At 55.9% G+C, this 15897-nt stretch carries 13 protein-coding genes; 7 read left to right on the plus strand and 6 right to left on the minus strand.

What is annotated here, in order from left to right; all coding sequences use genetic code 11:
- The first annotated feature begins 65 nt into the window (after positions 1–65).
- From fdhF to F3J29_RS15655, 3 genes are all read left to right on the plus strand, one after another.
- Positions 66–2213, plus strand: coding sequence for a formate dehydrogenase subunit alpha (fdhF, locus tag F3J29_RS15645; protein ID WP_166867551.1), 2148 nt, complete (start codon positions 66–68; stop codon positions 2211–2213).
- Between the two features lie 150 nt (positions 2214–2363).
- A complete protein-coding gene (locus F3J29_RS15650; protein ID WP_166867399.1) occupies positions 2364–2663 on the plus strand; it encodes an STM2901 family protein in 300 nt (99 codons plus the stop codon).
- Positions 2657–2983: a DUF1493 family protein gene (locus F3J29_RS15655; RefSeq protein ID WP_166867400.1), complete on the plus strand. Its 327-nt coding sequence runs from the start codon at positions 2657–2659 to the stop codon at positions 2981–2983. Before F3J29_RS15650 ends, F3J29_RS15655 begins: the two co-directional genes overlap by 7 nt.
- A gap of 408 nt (positions 2984–3391) precedes the next feature.
- Here the strand turns inward: F3J29_RS15655 and gltP are convergent, their stop codons facing one another.
- On the minus strand, positions 3392–4705 hold the full coding sequence (gltP, locus tag F3J29_RS15660; RefSeq protein ID WP_166867402.1) for a glutamate/aspartate:proton symporter GltP: 1314 nt from the start codon (positions 4703–4705) through the stop codon (positions 3392–3394).
- 426 nt (positions 4706–5131) lie between these two features.
- Between gltP and acs the strand changes: the two genes are divergently transcribed.
- The 3 genes from acs to actP all read left to right on the plus strand — a co-directional run bounded on the left by acs (position 5132) and on the right by actP (position 9175).
- Positions 5132–7090, plus strand: a complete 1959-nt coding sequence (gene acs, locus F3J29_RS15665) for an acetate--CoA ligase (protein WP_166867404.1) — start codon at positions 5132–5134, stop codon at positions 7088–7090.
- Positions 7091–7214: 124 nt separating this feature from the next.
- Positions 7215–7529, plus strand: a complete 315-nt coding sequence (locus F3J29_RS15670; protein WP_039289387.1) for a DUF485 domain-containing protein — start codon at positions 7215–7217, stop codon at positions 7527–7529.
- A complete protein-coding gene (gene actP / locus F3J29_RS15675; RefSeq protein WP_166867406.1) occupies positions 7526–9175 on the plus strand; it encodes a cation/acetate symporter ActP in 1650 nt (549 codons plus the stop codon). The genes F3J29_RS15670 and actP overlap by 4 nt, the downstream gene beginning before the upstream one ends.
- A 39-nt stretch (positions 9176–9214) precedes the next feature.
- On the opposite strand, the gene F3J29_RS15680 is transcribed toward actP, so the two are convergent.
- Positions 9215–9904, minus strand: a complete 690-nt coding sequence (locus F3J29_RS15680) for an LrgB family protein (RefSeq protein ID WP_166867409.1) — start codon at positions 9902–9904, stop codon at positions 9215–9217.
- Positions 9897–10322, minus strand: a complete 426-nt coding sequence (locus tag F3J29_RS15685) for a CidA/LrgA family protein (protein ID WP_166867411.1) — start codon at positions 10320–10322, stop codon at positions 9897–9899. Before F3J29_RS15685 ends, F3J29_RS15680 begins: the two co-directional genes overlap by 8 nt.
- A 101-nt stretch (positions 10323–10423) precedes the next feature.
- On the opposite strand from F3J29_RS15685, the gene F3J29_RS15690 reads away from it, so the two are divergent.
- Positions 10424–11323 (plus strand): LysR family transcriptional regulator, encoded by a 900-nt coding sequence (locus F3J29_RS15690; RefSeq protein ID WP_166867413.1) that lies wholly within the window; start codon positions 10424–10426, stop codon positions 11321–11323.
- Positions 11324–11328: 5 nt separating this feature from the next.
- On the opposite strand, the gene F3J29_RS15695 is transcribed toward F3J29_RS15690, so the two are convergent.
- The 3 genes from F3J29_RS15695 to F3J29_RS15705 form a co-directional block, all read right to left on the minus strand.
- The gene (locus tag F3J29_RS15695) at positions 11329–12975 is read right to left on the minus strand and encodes a Na+/H+ antiporter (protein ID WP_166867414.1); all 1647 of its coding nucleotides are present in this window, start codon (positions 12973–12975) and stop codon (positions 11329–11331) included.
- A gap of 149 nt (positions 12976–13124) precedes the next feature.
- Positions 13125–14474, minus strand: coding sequence for a guanine/hypoxanthine transporter GhxP (gene ghxP / locus F3J29_RS15700; protein WP_166867416.1), 1350 nt, complete (start codon positions 14472–14474; stop codon positions 13125–13127).
- Positions 14475–14819: 345 nt separating this feature from the next.
- Positions 14820–15488, minus strand: coding sequence for a glutathione S-transferase family protein (locus tag F3J29_RS15705; protein WP_166867418.1), 669 nt, complete (start codon positions 15486–15488; stop codon positions 14820–14822).
- Positions 15489–15897: the final 409 nt, after the last annotated feature.

Raw genomic sequence — 15897 nt, forward strand, 5'->3', positions numbered from 1 at the left:
TGGCGCAGCAAGGCGGTTTGCATTTATCGCCGTACTTAAATGACAGCATTGACTGGAGCAACATGATGAAAAAAGTCGTCACGGTTTGCCCCTATTGCGCCTCGGGTTGCAAGATAAACCTGGTGGTGGATAACGGCAAAATCGTCAAGGCGGAAGGCGCACAGGGTAAAACCAACCAGGGCGACCTGTGCCTGAAGGGATATTACGGTTGGGATTTTATCACCGACACCAAAATCCTCACTCCGCGCCTGAAAACCCCGATGATTCGCCGCGAGCGCGGCGGCAAGCTGGAAGCCGTTTCCTGGGATGAAGCCCTGGATTACGTCAGCTCACGCCTGAGCGAGATCAAGGCTAAATATGGCCCGAACGCCATTCAAACCACCGGCTCCTCACGCGGAACCGGTAACGAAACCAACTATGTGATGCAAAAATTTGCGCGCGCCGTTATTGGAACCAATAACGTCGATTGCTGCGCACGTGTCTGACACGGCCCATCGGTTGCAGGTCTGCACCAGTCGGTCGGGAATGGCGCGATGAGTAACTCCATCGTTGAGATTGAGGATACGGATTTAGTCTTTGTGTTCGGGTACAACCCGGCAGATTCGCACCCTATTGTGGCGAATCGCGTGATTAAAGCGAAGCAGAAAGGGGCTCAGATTATCGTTGTCGATCCGCGCAAAATTGAAACCGCGCGCATTGCCGACATGCATTTAAGGTTACGTAACGGCTCAAACATCACGCTGCTGAATGCGATTGGCCACGTCATTATTGAAGAGAATCTTTACGACCACGCTTTCGTCGCTTCTCGTACCGAGGGCTTCGAGGAGTATCGCAAAATTGTTGAAGGCTACACGCCGGAATCCGTTGAGGAAATCACTGGCGTCAGCGCCGGGGAAATCCGTGCGGCGGCGCGCATGTACGCCAAAGCCAAGACGGCCACCATCCTGTGGGGCATGGGCGTAACCCAGTTCTACCAGGGCGTGGAAACCGTGCGCTCGCTCACCAGCCTGGCGCTGATGACCGGCAACCTCGGCAAGCCTAACGTGGGCGTGAACCCGGTTCGCGGCCAGAACAACGTGCAGGGTGCCTGCGATATGGGCGCGCTGCCGGATATGTTCCCCGGCAACCAGTACGTTCGTGACGCGGCAACACGCAGCAAATTTGCTGCAGCCTGGGGCGTTGACGCGCTGCCGGAAGCTAACGGTTACCGCATCAGCGAACTGCCGCACAGGGTCGAGCACGGTGAAGTGCGCGCGGCCTATATTATGGGGGAGGATCCGCTCCAGACCGACGCCGAGCTTTCCGCCGTGCGCAAAGCGTTTGCCGGGCTTGAGCTGGTCATTGTGCAGGACATCTTCATGACCAAAACCGCCGCCGAGGCCGACGTTATTTTACCGTCCACCTCGTGGGGCGAGCATGAAGGCGTCTTCACCGCCGCCGACCGCGGCTTCCAGCGCTTCTTTAAAGCGGTTGAGCCGAAGTGGGATCTTAAAACGGACTGGCAGATTATCAGCGAAATCGCCACCCGCATGGGCTACCCAATGCACTATCGCAATACCCAGGAAATCTGGGACGAGCTGCGCCATCTGTGCCCGGACTTCTATGGGGCAACCTACGAGAAGATGGGCGAGCTGGGCTATATCCAGTGGCCTTGCCGGGACACTTCCGACGCGGATCGGGGCACCTCTTATCTGTATGAGAGCAAGTTCGAGCGCCCCGGCGGGCTGGGGCAGTTCTTCACCTGCGACTGGGCACCACCTATCGATCGCGTCACCGACGAGTATCCGATGGTACTTTCCACGGTGCGCGAAGTGGGCCACTACTCTTGCCGTTCCATGACCGGCAACTGTGCGGCGCTGGCAGCGCTGGCCGATGAACCGGGTTATGCACAAATCCACGTCGAAGATGCCGCCCGGCTGGGCATTGAGGATGAAGCGTTGATTTGGGTGAGTTCGCGCAAAGGCCGGGTCATTACCCGGGCAGCGGTCAGCGAGCGTCCGAATAAAGGCGCGGTGTACATGACCTATCAGTGGTGGATTGGCGCCTGTAATGAGCTGGTGACGGAGAACCTGAGCCCGATAACAAAAACGCCGGAGTACAAGTACTGCGCCGTGCGCGTCGAGCCGATCGTCGACCAGCAGGCCGCCGAGCAGTATGTGATTGATGAGTACAATAAGCTGAAGGCCCGGCTGCGCGAAAGCGCGATGGGGTAAACGGGGAGCACGAGTCCCAGCGTAAAGCCCGCGCACATAGCGGGCTTTATTTTTGCCTAAACCGTGAAATATCTGAATCATTTCGCCCAACATTAAACCATATTAAAAATGTGGTTTAATGTTGAAATTCATCAAAGGGAGAAAGCTGATATGGATACGGTTGAAGAACGCAATGGCACATATTTTTATAAAGGCGTAAGCAACATTTCTGCTGGGGAATTGTTCTTCTGGATCTTACTTGATGTTGAATTACCTTTTCGGTTGCCGACCTTTACCAATGCAAGTCTTCGGTATTTAAAACCAATGTGGGTGAATAATTTGGGTAAATTTGTTGGGCGGGCGGTTCCCGTTCTTGGCTGGGTTCTTTTGGCTAGTGACGTGGCCACTATCGTCTATAAAGCCACATCACATTACAACAGAATAGCCCGGGGCAACGATAAAATATGGTGACTGATGACGAGGTATTGGCGTTTTTCCGGGGAGAACTCTCGCTAATGACCACGTTAGCTATGAAGCCAATCCCTATAGAAATGGACACACCACTACAGGGCTATGCCCCTGATGACGAGTTGGGTGACGCGATAGAAAAATATGATGAAGTTTTTGGGATTGATGTGTCCGGGATGGATATGACGCATTACTATCCGTGGAAACTTGAATGGTTTTTTCGTAAGTGGTTTACCCGCACGCCCATTAAGCAAACCAAACGGCCTTTAACTGTCCGAATGTTCGCGGAATCAGCAAAAGCAGGCCGCTGGCTTTATGATTAGGGGCTTAATCCCCTACATTACCTGGATACCGCTCGTTCGCTCCAGGCATCGATAAAGATGGCGTTCCCATCGCAATACTTCCAGGTAATTTTTGCATAGCGGAGCTGGGGGCTTCCGATATGCCCGAAGCCTGGAACGCCATTGATATCGTGCGTAACCGGTGTTTATGAAATATTCAATTCCCTGTGCTCAAGGTACAAAAGCTTCAAGGCCACATTCAAAGTCATCGAGCCAGGTCTTTCTGAGGCAATAGCCGCCGCCATATTCTTTTATAAAAAATCGGCAAGGATTCCGTTGACCTGTTTGAAATCTTCAGAGCAAAAAGCGCAACAAGTTAAGGGCAATATTGCGAAATAACATATACCTCCCCCACAACAGGCTTTTAGCTGTTCTGAGAGAGGTATTTACTTAACTATTCGCCTTACTGTCAAACTTCCCAAAAAGCTCGCGCTCATAGGCCTGAGCTTTTTTATGGTCGAATTTATGCTCCCACTTGGCGATAACCAGCACCGCCAGCGCGTTGCCGACCACGTTCAGCGCGGTTCGCGCCATATCCAGAATACGGTCGACCCCGGCAATAAACGCCAGGCCTTCCAGCGGAATTCCGACGCTGCCAAGCGTGGCCAGCAGCACCACGAAGGAGACACCCGGCACGCCGGCAATCCCCTTAGAGGTCACCATCAGCGTCAGCACCAGAATGATTTCCTGCCACAGCGACAGCTCAATACCGTACAGCTGAGCGATAAAGATCGCCGCGATGCTCTGATAAAGCGTGGAACCATCCAGGTTAAACGAGTAGCCGGTCGGCACCACGAAGCTGGTGATCGACGCCGGAGCACCATAGGCTTCCATCTTCTCGATGATGCGCGGCAGCACGCTCTCGGAGCTGGCGGTAGAAAACGCCAGAATCAGTTCATCTTTCAGGATGCGCATCAGAATAGTGATTTTCAGCCCGCACAGGCGTGCCACGGCGCCCAGCACCACCAGCGCAAAGAAGGCAATCGCCACGTACACCAGCAGCACCAGCTTCAGCAGCGGCCAGAGCGACGCAAACCCAAAGTTAGCCACGGTCACAGAGATCAGCGCGAAAACGCCCACCGGCGCATAGCGCATCACCATATGCGTCACTTTGAACATGGTTTCAGAGATGGAGCGGAAAACGGTCACCAGCGGCTCGCGGTGAGTCGCGGGCAGCGACGACAGCCCCAGGCCAAACAGCACCGAGAAGAAGATGATCGGCAGCATCTCACCTTTCGCCATTGACGCCACGATGTTGGTTGGCACGAGCGACAAAATAGTGCCCATCAGGCCGTGAGAATGGCTTTGTACATCCTGCGCCGTATGCTGGTATTTCGAAATATCCACGGTAGCAAGCTGCGACATATCTATGCCGTGGCCCGGCTGGAATACATTCGCGAGCGTAATGCCCAGAATGATGGCAACCGTCGTGATCACTTCGAAATAAATGATGGTTTTAGCGCCGATGCGGCCAAGCTGTTTGGCGTCGCCAACGCCCGCAATGCCGACCACCAGGGTGGAGATCACAATCGGCACGACGATCATTTTGATCAGGTGGATAAAGATATCACCCGCCGGTGACAGCAGGTTAGCGACCAGCCACTCACGGCTATCACTTTGATAATGCAGAAAACTTCCCAGGATAATGCCCAGCACCAGCGCCAGCAAGATTTGCCAGGCCAGGCTCATTTTAAAGTTTTTCATAACGACGACAGTTCCTCAAAAAAACGCCATTCCCATGCTGTTGACTCAGGAGAAGGTCACAAACTGAAAGGGGGTATGACAAACATCAGGTGTTAAGCGGGGTTTTTTAAAGCGCCGTATCAGTACCATCCCGATAGCCTGCTGCGCAACCCTTCATTTCCAGGGTTATGCACTTACATTGCATAGATAAACAGGATTTTGCAGCTGAATATGAATATAACTTATTGTTATGGAAAAAATTTCATTATTTGTTTTTGGAAATAAGTACCAAAGGTAATTATTTCTTATGATTCATCTGTTTGAACAATTTTTGTGCAATTATTTTAATGCGTGATCTGCCGCCCAAAAAGTAAACAAAGCTGTCAATACCCCTACTATTAACGTTTGTGTGACATATTATTAACATCCTAAAGGAGAAAAAAAGCCATGAGCCAAGTACACAAACACGCTATTCCCGCAAACATTGCGGACCATTGCCTGATAAACCCGGAGCAGTACCAGGCCATGTATCAACAGTCGATACAGGACCCGGATGCGTTTTGGGGCGAACAAGGGAAAATTCTCGACTGGATCAAACCGTACAAAAAGGTGAAAAACACCTCGTTTGCGCCGGGAAACATCTCTATCAAGTGGTATGAGGACGGCACGCTTAATTTAGCCGCAAACTGCCTCGACCGGCACCTGAAAGAACGGGGCGATCAAACCGCCATTATCTGGGAAGGGGATGACGCAACCCAGAGCAAAAACATCACTTATCGCGAGCTGCATCGCGATGTCTGCCGTTTTGCCAACACTTTGGTCGAACTGGGCATTAAGAAAGGCGATGTTGTCGCGATTTATATGCCAATGGTGCCGGAAGCTGCCGTTGCCATGCTGGCCTGCGCGCGCATTGGCGCCGTGCACTCAGTCATCTTTGGCGGCTTCTCACCGGAAGCCGTAGCCGGGCGCATCATCGACTCCAGCTCTCGCCTGGTGATCACCGCCGATGAGGGCGTGCGGGCCGGGCGCTCAATTCCGCTGAAAAAGAACGTGGACGACGCGCTTAAAAACCCAAATGTGAAAACCGTTGAGCACGTTATCGTCCTGAAGCGCACCGGCGGCAAAATCGACTGGCACCAGAACCGCGACCTGTGGTGGCACGAGCTGACGGAGAAAGCCAGCGACCAGCACCAGCCGGTGGAAATGAACGCCGAAGATCCGCTGTTCATCCTCTATACCTCCGGCTCTACCGGCAAGCCAAAAGGCGTGCTGCACACCACCGGCGGCTATCTGGTGTATGCCGCGACCACCTTTAAATATGTCTTCGATTACCATCCGGGCGACGTCTACTGGTGTACCGCCGACGTGGGCTGGGTGACCGGGCACAGCTATCTGCTTTACGGCCCGCTGGCCTGCGGCGCGATCACGCTGATGTTTGAGGGCGTGCCTAACTGGCCGAAGCCAAACCGCATGGCGCAGGTGGTCGACAAACATAAAGTGAATATCCTCTACACCGCCCCGACCGCCATTCGCGCGCTGATGGCCGAAGGGGACAAAGCCACCGAAGGCACCGATCGCTCTTCGCTGCGCATACTTGGCTCCGTGGGCGAGCCTATCAACCCGGAAGCCTGGGAGTGGTACTGGAAGCACATCGGCAATGAGAAATGCCCGGTGATGGACACCTGGTGGCAGACGGAAACCGGCGGCTTTATGATCACCCCGCTGCCCGGCGCGACCGAGCTGAAAGCGGGCTCCGCGACTCAACCGTTCTTTGGCGTTCAGCCTGCATTGGTGGATAACGAAGGCAATCCGCAGCTGGGTGCCACCGAAGGCAATCTGACCATTACCGACTCCTGGCCAGGCCAGGCGCGCACGCTGTTCGGGGACCACGAGCGCTTCGAGCAGACTTATTTCTCCACCTTCAAAAATATGTACTTCAGCGGCGACGGCGCCCGCCGTGACGAAGACGGCTATTACTGGATCACGGGCCGCGTGGATGACGTGCTGAACGTATCCGGCCACCGCCTGGGCACCGCCGAGATTGAATCGGCGCTGGTGTCTCATCCGAAGATTGCCGAAGCCGCGGTGGTAGGTATTCCGCACAATATTAAAGGCCAGGCGATTTACGCCTACGTGACGCTGAACCACGGCGAAGAGCCGACGCCGGAGCTGTACGCCGAGGTGCGCAACTGGGTGCGGAAGGAGATTGGCCCGCTTGCCACGCCGGACGTGCTGCACTGGACCGATTCGCTGCCGAAAACCCGTTCCGGCAAGATCATGCGCCGTATTTTGCGCAAGATTGCCTCCGGCGACACCAGCAACCTGGGCGATACCTCCACCCTTGCCGATCCGGGCGTAGTGGAAAAACTGCTGGAAGAAAAACAGGCCTTAACCATACCTTCGTAACCTTGTTTTACCCCTCTCCCGCACAGGGAGAGGGTCGGGGTACTGTACCTTTCCCCTCACCCTAACCCTCTCCCCACAGGGGAGAGGGGATAAAAAACCTACAAAAACCTCTGGAGATTCTGTGATGAATGACACCATTTATCAGCGGATAGAAAGCAGTGCGCATTTCAGGGAGTTGGTTTCCAAAAGGCAACGGTTTGCCGCCCTTCTGTCACTGATTATGTTAGTGATTTACGTTGGTTTTATTTTGCTGATTGCCTTCGCTCCCGCATGGCTTGGCACCCCGCTGCATGACGGCACCAGCGTCACGCGGGGCATTCCTATCGGTATCGGCGTGATCGTTATTTCCTTCCTGCTCACCGGGGTTTATGTCTGGCGTGCTAACGGCGAATTTGACCGCCTGAACAACGAAGTGCTGCGTGAAGTGGGGGTTAAATGAAACGTTTTCTTGCGGCCTTTGTCGCTCTGCTGCCTGCCGGTGCCTTTGCCGCCGATGCCATAACCGGCGACGTGCAGCGCCAGCCAACTAACTGGCAGGCGATCATCATGTTCCTGATTTTCGTCGCGCTGACGCTGTATATCACTTACTGGGCGTCCAAGCGCGTTCGCTCCCGCAGCGACTATTACACCGCGGGCGGCAACATTACCGGTTTCCAGAATGGCCTGGCGATTGCCGGTGACTTTATGTCGGCGGCCTCGTTCCTCGGGATTTCCGCGCTGGTGTACACTTCCGGCTACGATGGCCTGATTTACTCCCTGGGCTTCCTGGTCGGCTGGCCGATTATCCTGTTCCTGATTGCCGAGCGCCTGCGTAACCTGGGCCGCTATACCTTCGCCGATGTAGCCTCTTACCGACTCAAGCAGGGGCCAATCCGCACGCTGTCGGCCTGTGGCTCGCTGGTTGTCGTTGCCCTTTATCTCATCGCCCAGATGGTTGGCGCCGGGAAACTTATCGAGCTGCTGTTCGGCCTCAACTACCACGTCGCCGTGGTATTGGTGGGCGTGCTGATGGTGATGTACGTGCTGTTTGGCGGCATGCTGGCGACGACATGGGTGCAAATTATCAAAGCCGTGCTGCTGCTCTTCGGCGCAAGTTTCATGGCGTTTATGGTGATGAAGCACGTCGGCTTCAGCTTCAACAACCTGTTCAACGAGGCAATGGCGGTTCACCCGAAAGGCGCGGCGATCATGAGCCCTGGTGGGCTGGTGAAAGACCCAATTTCTGCGCTATCTCTGGGCCTCGGCCTGATGTTCGGCACCGCTGGCCTGCCGCACATTTTGATGCGTTTCTTCACCGTCAGCGACGCCCGCGAAGCGCGTAAAAGCGTGTTTTACGCCACCGGGTTTATGGGTTACTTCTACATTCTGACCTTTATCATCGGTTTTGGCGCCATCATGTTAGTAGGTGCTAACCCAGCGTTTAAAGACGCGGCGGGCGCGCTGATTGGCGGCAACAATATGGCGGCGGTTCACCTTGCCGACGCGGTGGGCGGGAACCTGTTCCTCGGCTTTATCTCTGCGGTTGCCTTCGCCACCATCCTCGCGGTTGTGGCCGGGTTAACGCTGGCGGGCGCTTCGGCGGTGTCCCACGACCTTTACGCCAACGTCTTCCGCAAAGGGGCTTCTGAACGCGATGAGCTGAAAGTGTCGAAAATCACCGTTCTGGTGCTGGGCGTGGTGGCTATCCTGCTGGGTATTCTGTTTGAGAAACAGAATATTGCCTTTATGGTGGGACTGGCATTCTCCATTGCTGCGAGCTGTAACTTCCCGATTATCCTGCTGTCGATGTACTGGTCGAAGCTGACCACGCGCGGCGCCATGATCGGCGGCTGGCTCGGCCTGCTGACTGCGGTGGTGCTGATGATTCTGGGCCCGACTATCTGGGTGCAGATCCTCGGCCACGAAAAAGCGGTCTTCCCGTATGAATACCCGGCGCTGTTCTCTATTCTAATTGCGTTTGTCGGCATCTGGCTGTTCTCGATTACCGATAATACGCCGGAAGGTAAGCTGGAGCGGGAGAAGTTCCGCGCGCAGTTTATTCGCTCTCAAACCGGTATCGGCATCGATCAGGGGCGGGCTCACTAGTTAGTAAGCACTTACCGGGACTATCTCTGCCCCGGTAAGTTAAAACATCAGCCAGCTAACCAGCGGCGCGACAAGTACCGTCACTACGCCGGACAGCATCATCACCAGGCTGGCAATCACCCCTTCCTGCGGCCCCAGCTCATAAGAGCGAGCGGTACCCGCGCCGTGAGAAGCCGCGCCGAAACCGGCGCCTTTAGCTATCCCTTCCCTGATCGACAGGCGCAGAAACAGGACGTCGCCTACCGCCATCCCGAACACGCCGGTGATCACCACAAACAGCGCCACCAGCTCTGGCTCGCCGCCGATGGGCTTAGCGGCCGCCAGGGCAAAAGGCGTGGTAATGGAGCGCACCGCAAGGCTGCGCTGAATGCCGTCCGGCAGGGTAAATAAGCGGGCCAGCCAAATCGAGCTGGTCACCGCGACTATCATGGCCGTCAGCACGCCCGCAGAAAGCGACATCCAGTGGCGTTTTATCACTCTCAGGTTGTCATAAACCGGCACCGCAAAGGCAATGGTGGCAGGCCCAAGTAACCACAGCAGCCAGTGCGCCTCTCCCATGTAGTTGCTGTAGGAGATATGGCCGAAGACGAGCATCCCCACCAGCAGCACCGGCGTAAAAACCAGCGGCATCAGCGGCAGTTTGCGAAAACGGCGATACAGGCGTTTATTGGCAAAGTAGAACACCAGCGTGACCACCAGGCACAGCACGCTGAGCTCAAAGTTAGTCATTGCGGCACTGCCTGCGGGCTTCGCGCGCCAGCTCAAAGCGGTAGACTTTTTCCACCACAAAGGCCGTACTGCCGAGTACCAACACGGTGCTGACCGCAATCACGGCAAAAATGCGCCAGCCTTCCACCATCAGCAGCTGCGAGTAGTTCACCACGGCCACGACCGCCGGGACGAAGAACAGCAGCATCTCGGCCAGCAGCCATTTCGACCCTTCCCTGACCCATTTTAGCGGCACGATGCGGCACACAATTAGCGCCAGCAGCAGCAACATCCCCACCAGGTTCGCGGGCAGCGGCAGATGCCCCCACGTGACCAACTGTTCGGCAAAAACAAAAAGTCCGGCGTACAGCGCAACCTGCACGGGGACACGCAGGCTATGCATTACAGCAGGCGTAAAACGGCCTAACGCCAATGCCATGATCGGTGCTCCAGAAAAAATACCAGCCCCGATTATAGAGAGCGGTTCATCGCTACTGAAATGAATTAAAATCATTGCAGGTATAGTTAACGGGAATAGTTATGGACATCAGAACGCTGCGTTATTTCGTTGAAGTCGTCCGCCAGCAGAGCTTCACCCGGGCGGCGGAGAAGATGTTCGTCACGCAGCCCACCATCAGCAAAATGCTGCGTAATCTCGAGGATGAGCTGAACTGTACTTTGCTGATCCGCGACGGCCGCCGTCTGCTGCTGACCGACACCGGCCAGGTGGTGTTCCAGCGCGGGCTGGCTATCCTCGCAGAGTTTCGCCAGCTCGAAGCCGAGCTGGGCGATATCAAGCAGCTCACCAACGGCGTGCTGCGCCTCGGCATTCCGCCAATGGTCGGCACGCTGATGACCGGCCCGATAGGCGTGTATCAGCACCGTTACCCCGGCGTGGAGTTCAAGATTTCCGAGTTCGGCGGGCTGACGGTGCAGCAGGCGGTGCTTAACGGCGACCTCGATCTCGCGATAACGGCCATCCCTGTGGAAGACGAAGGTGCGCTGACCGTAATGCCGCTGTTCCGCCATCCGCTTTGCGTGCTGGTGCCTCGCTCCGGCCCCTGGCCTGGCCGCACCAGCGTTGACCCGGCTGAGCTGGCGGAGCACCCGCTGCTTATCTACAACGAAGATTTCTCCCTTAGCCGCCAGCTGATGCAGCTGTTTGCGGACAGCGGCTTTACCCCACGCATTGCGGTGCGCAGCGGGCAGTGGGATTTCCTGGCGGCGATGGTTCAGGGCGGTGTGGGAATTGCCGTGCTGCCGGAGCCGATTTGCCGCAAGCTCGACCAGACCACGCTAATGTGGCTGCCGTTGAACAGTAATCTAAGCTGGCAGTTAGGGATGATTTGGCGTGAAGGGGTCTATATTTCGCAAAGCGCGCAGGCGTGGATTGATTGCTGCAGAGAGTTCTGGCCGGAGGTTGAAACCGGCCAGAACTAGCGGGATTACTCTTTCTCGATCAGCAGCGCTTCCAGCAGGTCGAGATCGTGCAGGAGTTTTTGCAGAGTCTCGTTGCTGATTTGCTGGGTGGCGCGCAGGTGGTAAAGCTCGGCGCGCTCTGAACGCAGCGCCGTCAGGCGGAAGCGGCGCTCAAGGTTCTCTTCAAGCTCGCTGCTTTCGACGTCATTACGCCCGTCTACGCGGCGGCGCAAATTCCCGATAACTCGCGAACTCACCTCTTTCAACAGCTGGTCGTCAATGTTCTCTTTGCTGTCCGCGGCCAGGCGCTCTTCCATTTTCTGGATAGCGACAATCGCCACTTCTGCCGTCGCGGAACGGGCCAGCCGCTCTTCTTTACGCGCCAGAGATTTATCCCCCACTTCAACGTTTCGCAGCAGAATCGGCAGCATGATGACCCCGGCAAACAGCGAGAACAGGATCACGCCTGCGGAGAGGAAAATCAGCTCATAGCGCGCCGGGAAAGGCGTGCCGTCATTCAGCAGCAGCGGAATAGAAAGCACACCGGCCAGGGTGATGGCCCCGCGCACGCCGGCAAAAGAGGCAATGCACAGTTCGCGCGTGGTAAAGGCGCCAAACTCCAGCGGGCGTTTTTTCATAAAACGCAGGCTCAGGCGCTTCATCGACCACAGCCACAGGAAACGCACCGCAATCAGGGCAAAATAGATCATCGCGACGTCGAGGAACAGCATCCATAGCTCAACGTTTGGATCGGCATTAGCCGCCGCAACGGACGTTTCGAGAATGCCCGGCAGCTGCAGGCCCAACAGCAGGAAGACCATGCCGTTGAACACAAACTCCAGCATCGCCCAGACGCTGTTCGCCCGCAGTCGCATGGTCAGCGGGGCGCTACGCAGCACGCCGGAACGGGTAATGGTCATCCCCGCGGCCACCGCCGCCAGAATACCGGAAACCCCGATATGTTCAGCAATCAAATAAGAGGCGAACGGCAGCAGAAGCAGCAGCAGGATTTGGGTGGCGGGTTCGTCGCCGCTCCAGCGGCTCATCAGACGCAGTGATTTGCCGTACAGCCAGCTGACCGCAATCCCCGCCAGCAGGCCGCCAATGGCAACTTTGAAGAACTCCAGCGAGGCTCCGCCAACGCTAAAGGCCATCGCTCCCACGGCGACCGCCACCGCAAGCTTCAGGGAAACCAGGCCGGAGGCGTCGTTCATCAACGCTTCGCCCTGCAATATCCCCATGATCTTCTTCGGAATCCGCCCTTCGCCGACAATCCCGGACAGCGCCACGGCGTCCGTCGGTGACAGCACGGCAGCCAGCGCAAAAGCAGGCACCAGCGGAATACCCGGTACCAGGAAGTAAATCAGGAAGCCGATCCCGACCACGGTGACCAGCACCAGCACCAGCGCCAGGCCAATAATTTCGCGGCCATGATGGAGAAATTCGTGGGTGGGCGTTTTCCAGCCGTCGGCAAACAGCAATGGCGGAATGAACAGCACCAGGAACAGCTCAGGGTCGAATTCAACGTGTAAGCCAAAGTGAGGCCAGGCAAGCAGCGCCCCGATGGCGATTTGCATTAACGGCAGTGGGATCTGAAACGGCAACATACGTGTTACCACCCCAGAGAGGGAGACCACGAGGGTCATAATTAAGATTGTGAAGAAAATTTCCATGTTTTCCCTGAACGTGATGTGTGATTTGAAGCGTCACTCTTAGCGGTTGTTTTAATAATAAAACAACTTTTTGCATCACATTGGAACCGGAAATGCCCGAACCGGGCGAAAGCGGCGGGTTACAGAGCGCAACCCGCACGAATTGAAAATCAGATAGCCCAGCCGCCGGCGTAGAACGCCACCAGCGCAACGGCAATAACGACGGTGCCGATGTTCAGCTTGCGCCATTCACCGGACACTACGCGGCCAATCACCAGAGAAGCAAAGCCGATCATGATCCCGGTCACGATGTTACAGGTCAGCACGATGAACACCGCGGTGATCAGCCCCGCCATCGCATCCACGAAGTCCGCAAAGTCGATTTTAGCGACGTTGCTCAGCATCAACAGGCCAACATACATCAGCGCAGGTGCCGTGGCGTATGCCGGTACCAGGTAAGAGAGCGGAGACAGGAACAGGATCAGCAGGAACAGCACGCCAACGGTGATTGCCGTCAGGCCGGTTTTGCCGCCTGCGGCGGTACCCGCGGCAGATTCGATATAAACCGCTGCCGGGGCTGCGCCCACCAGGCCGGAGAACACGCTGCTCAGGGAGTCGGTGGTCAGCGCTTTGCCGCCGTCGATGATCTGGCCGTCTTTGTCCAGCAGGTTTGCCTGACCGGCTACCGCGCGGATAGTCCCGGTAGCGTCAAACACGGCGGTCATCACCAGCGCCAGCACGCTTGGCAGAATGATCGGGTTCAGCGCGCCCATGATATCCAGGCTGCCAATCAGCGAGTTGCCTTTGTCATCGCTCAGCGACGGCATAGCGAAAATGCCGGAGAAATGCACGTTCGGGTCGAAGATCAGGCCAACGATGGATACGCCGATAATGGTCAGCAGAATGCCGCCCGGGACCTTCAGTTTTTCCAGACCAATGATCACCGCGAGGCCAATCAGCGACATGATCACCGGGAAGCTGGCGAAATGGCCCAGCGCAACCGGCAGCCCGTCCAGCGGGTTTTTAATCACCAGGCCGACGCCGTTCGCGGCAATCAGCAGCAGGAACAGGCCGATACCAATCCCGGTGCCGTGCGCCACGCCCATCGGCAGATTGCGCAAAATCCAGCTACGAATGCCGGTAGCAGAAATAAGGGTGAACAGAACGCCCATCAGGAACACCGCACCCAGCGCAACCGGCACGCTGATGTGCTGGCCGAGTACCAGGCTAAAGGCGGTGAAGGCGGTCAGCGAGATAGCGCAGCCAATGGCCAGCGGCAGGTTCGCCCACAGGCCCATCACGATGGAGCCCACGCCCGCCACCAGGCAGGTGGCCACAAAGACCGCCGCCGGTGGGAACCCGGCTTTGCCGAGCATCCCCGGCACAACGATCACCGAGTAAACCATAGCGAGGAAGGTTGTCAGACCGGCGACAACTTCCTGACGCACGGTGCTGCCACGTGCAGAAATTTTGAACCAGGCGTCGAGCGAACCGCCGGCGCGAGGAGAAGGTGTAGACATAGTGAAAAATCCCCTGAGATTTTTAGAATGACGTTTGTCCGGGTGGTGGACAACCCGCTGCCAGTTAAACGTTGTCTCCCTGCGCTACGATTGTGACAAAAGGGGTGTCACAAAAAAGCAATCGTTTAACTCCACACGGACAAATCGGTGTATCAAATTTAAGGCAAACGATTATCCAGCCATCCTGACGGGATTTTCAACTTAACTTTTGCGATTTTCGCGGAAAATATGCTCAGCTGATGAATTATTCGCCTTAGGGTGCGCAAACGTTATCGTCAATGCGCAATTTCGCAACAAAAACGCAAAAAAGTTAGGCTGGTTTTCCTCGCTTTGCTTTTGCGGCGATCATGCCCCGGGGATTTCAAACGGGCCGCCTTGATTTAATGCTCGCTGCCAGGCGGGTCGCGTCTGCACGTTTTTCATCCACGCCTGGGTGTGCGGCATGTCGTTGACTTCCCCTCTCGCCAGCAGCGCGGCCACCGGGAAACTCATCTGAATATCTGCCGCGCTAAACTGCTGCCCGGCGAACCACGGGTGCTGGCTCAGGCGATCTTCAATAAAGCGGGCATGGGTACTGAGCTGCTTATTCAACCAGGCTTTCTGCACGCCCTGCCCCAGCGCTTTGCCCACCGGGCGCAGCGGCCAGGGCACCGGGGCTTTGCCGAGACGGCCAAACACCAGCTTCATTAACAGCAGCGGCATCAGCGACCCTTCGGCGTAATGCAGCCAAAAGCGGTACTGGATTTTGTCATTCATATCCTGCGGCTTCAGGTGGTTTTCGCTGTCGTAGGTTTCCTGCAGGTATTCAAGAATAGCGCCTGATTCCGCCAGGATATGGCCGTTATCTTCCACGACGGGAGATTTGCCCAGCGGATGGATTTTTTTTAGCGCTTCCGGGGCAAACATGTTGGGTTCCCGCTGGTAACGCACGATCTGATAGGGCTGCGCCAGTTCTTCCAGCATCCAGAGTACGCGCTGGGAACGGGAGTTATTGAGGTGATGGACCGTGAGCATGAGATAACCCTCTGTTTAGCCAGATGGAATAACTATAGGAAAGCCGTACACGAATCACATGTCAAAAAAATGAACAAAAAAAGAACAATTGACCTTGCAAAGTGAAGGGACAGGCCTACACTTAAATTGTCGGTGCAGACCGGAACCTCCAAAGTCAGTGAAGTGTGTACGTAGATATGTGTAAGCGTTATCGAGGGGTGCCGACGTCGGGGGAAACCCTCCTGTCAGAACGGGATAGAGCGAAAGACAAAGACCGGAAAACAACTAAAGCGCCCTTGTGGCGCTTTAGTTTTATATGGCAACGGATGATCTCTGTTAAGCAATGCAGCTACTGAAGACGCCATTAATAAACCGGGAAAATCAATTCATTGATTTTCGGCTAATAACAACAAAGAGGGAAAAACCACGC

Source organism: Enterobacter sp. Cy-643 (assembly GCF_011752815.1).
Classification (GTDB): Bacteria; Pseudomonadota; Gammaproteobacteria; order Enterobacterales; family Enterobacteriaceae; genus Cedecea.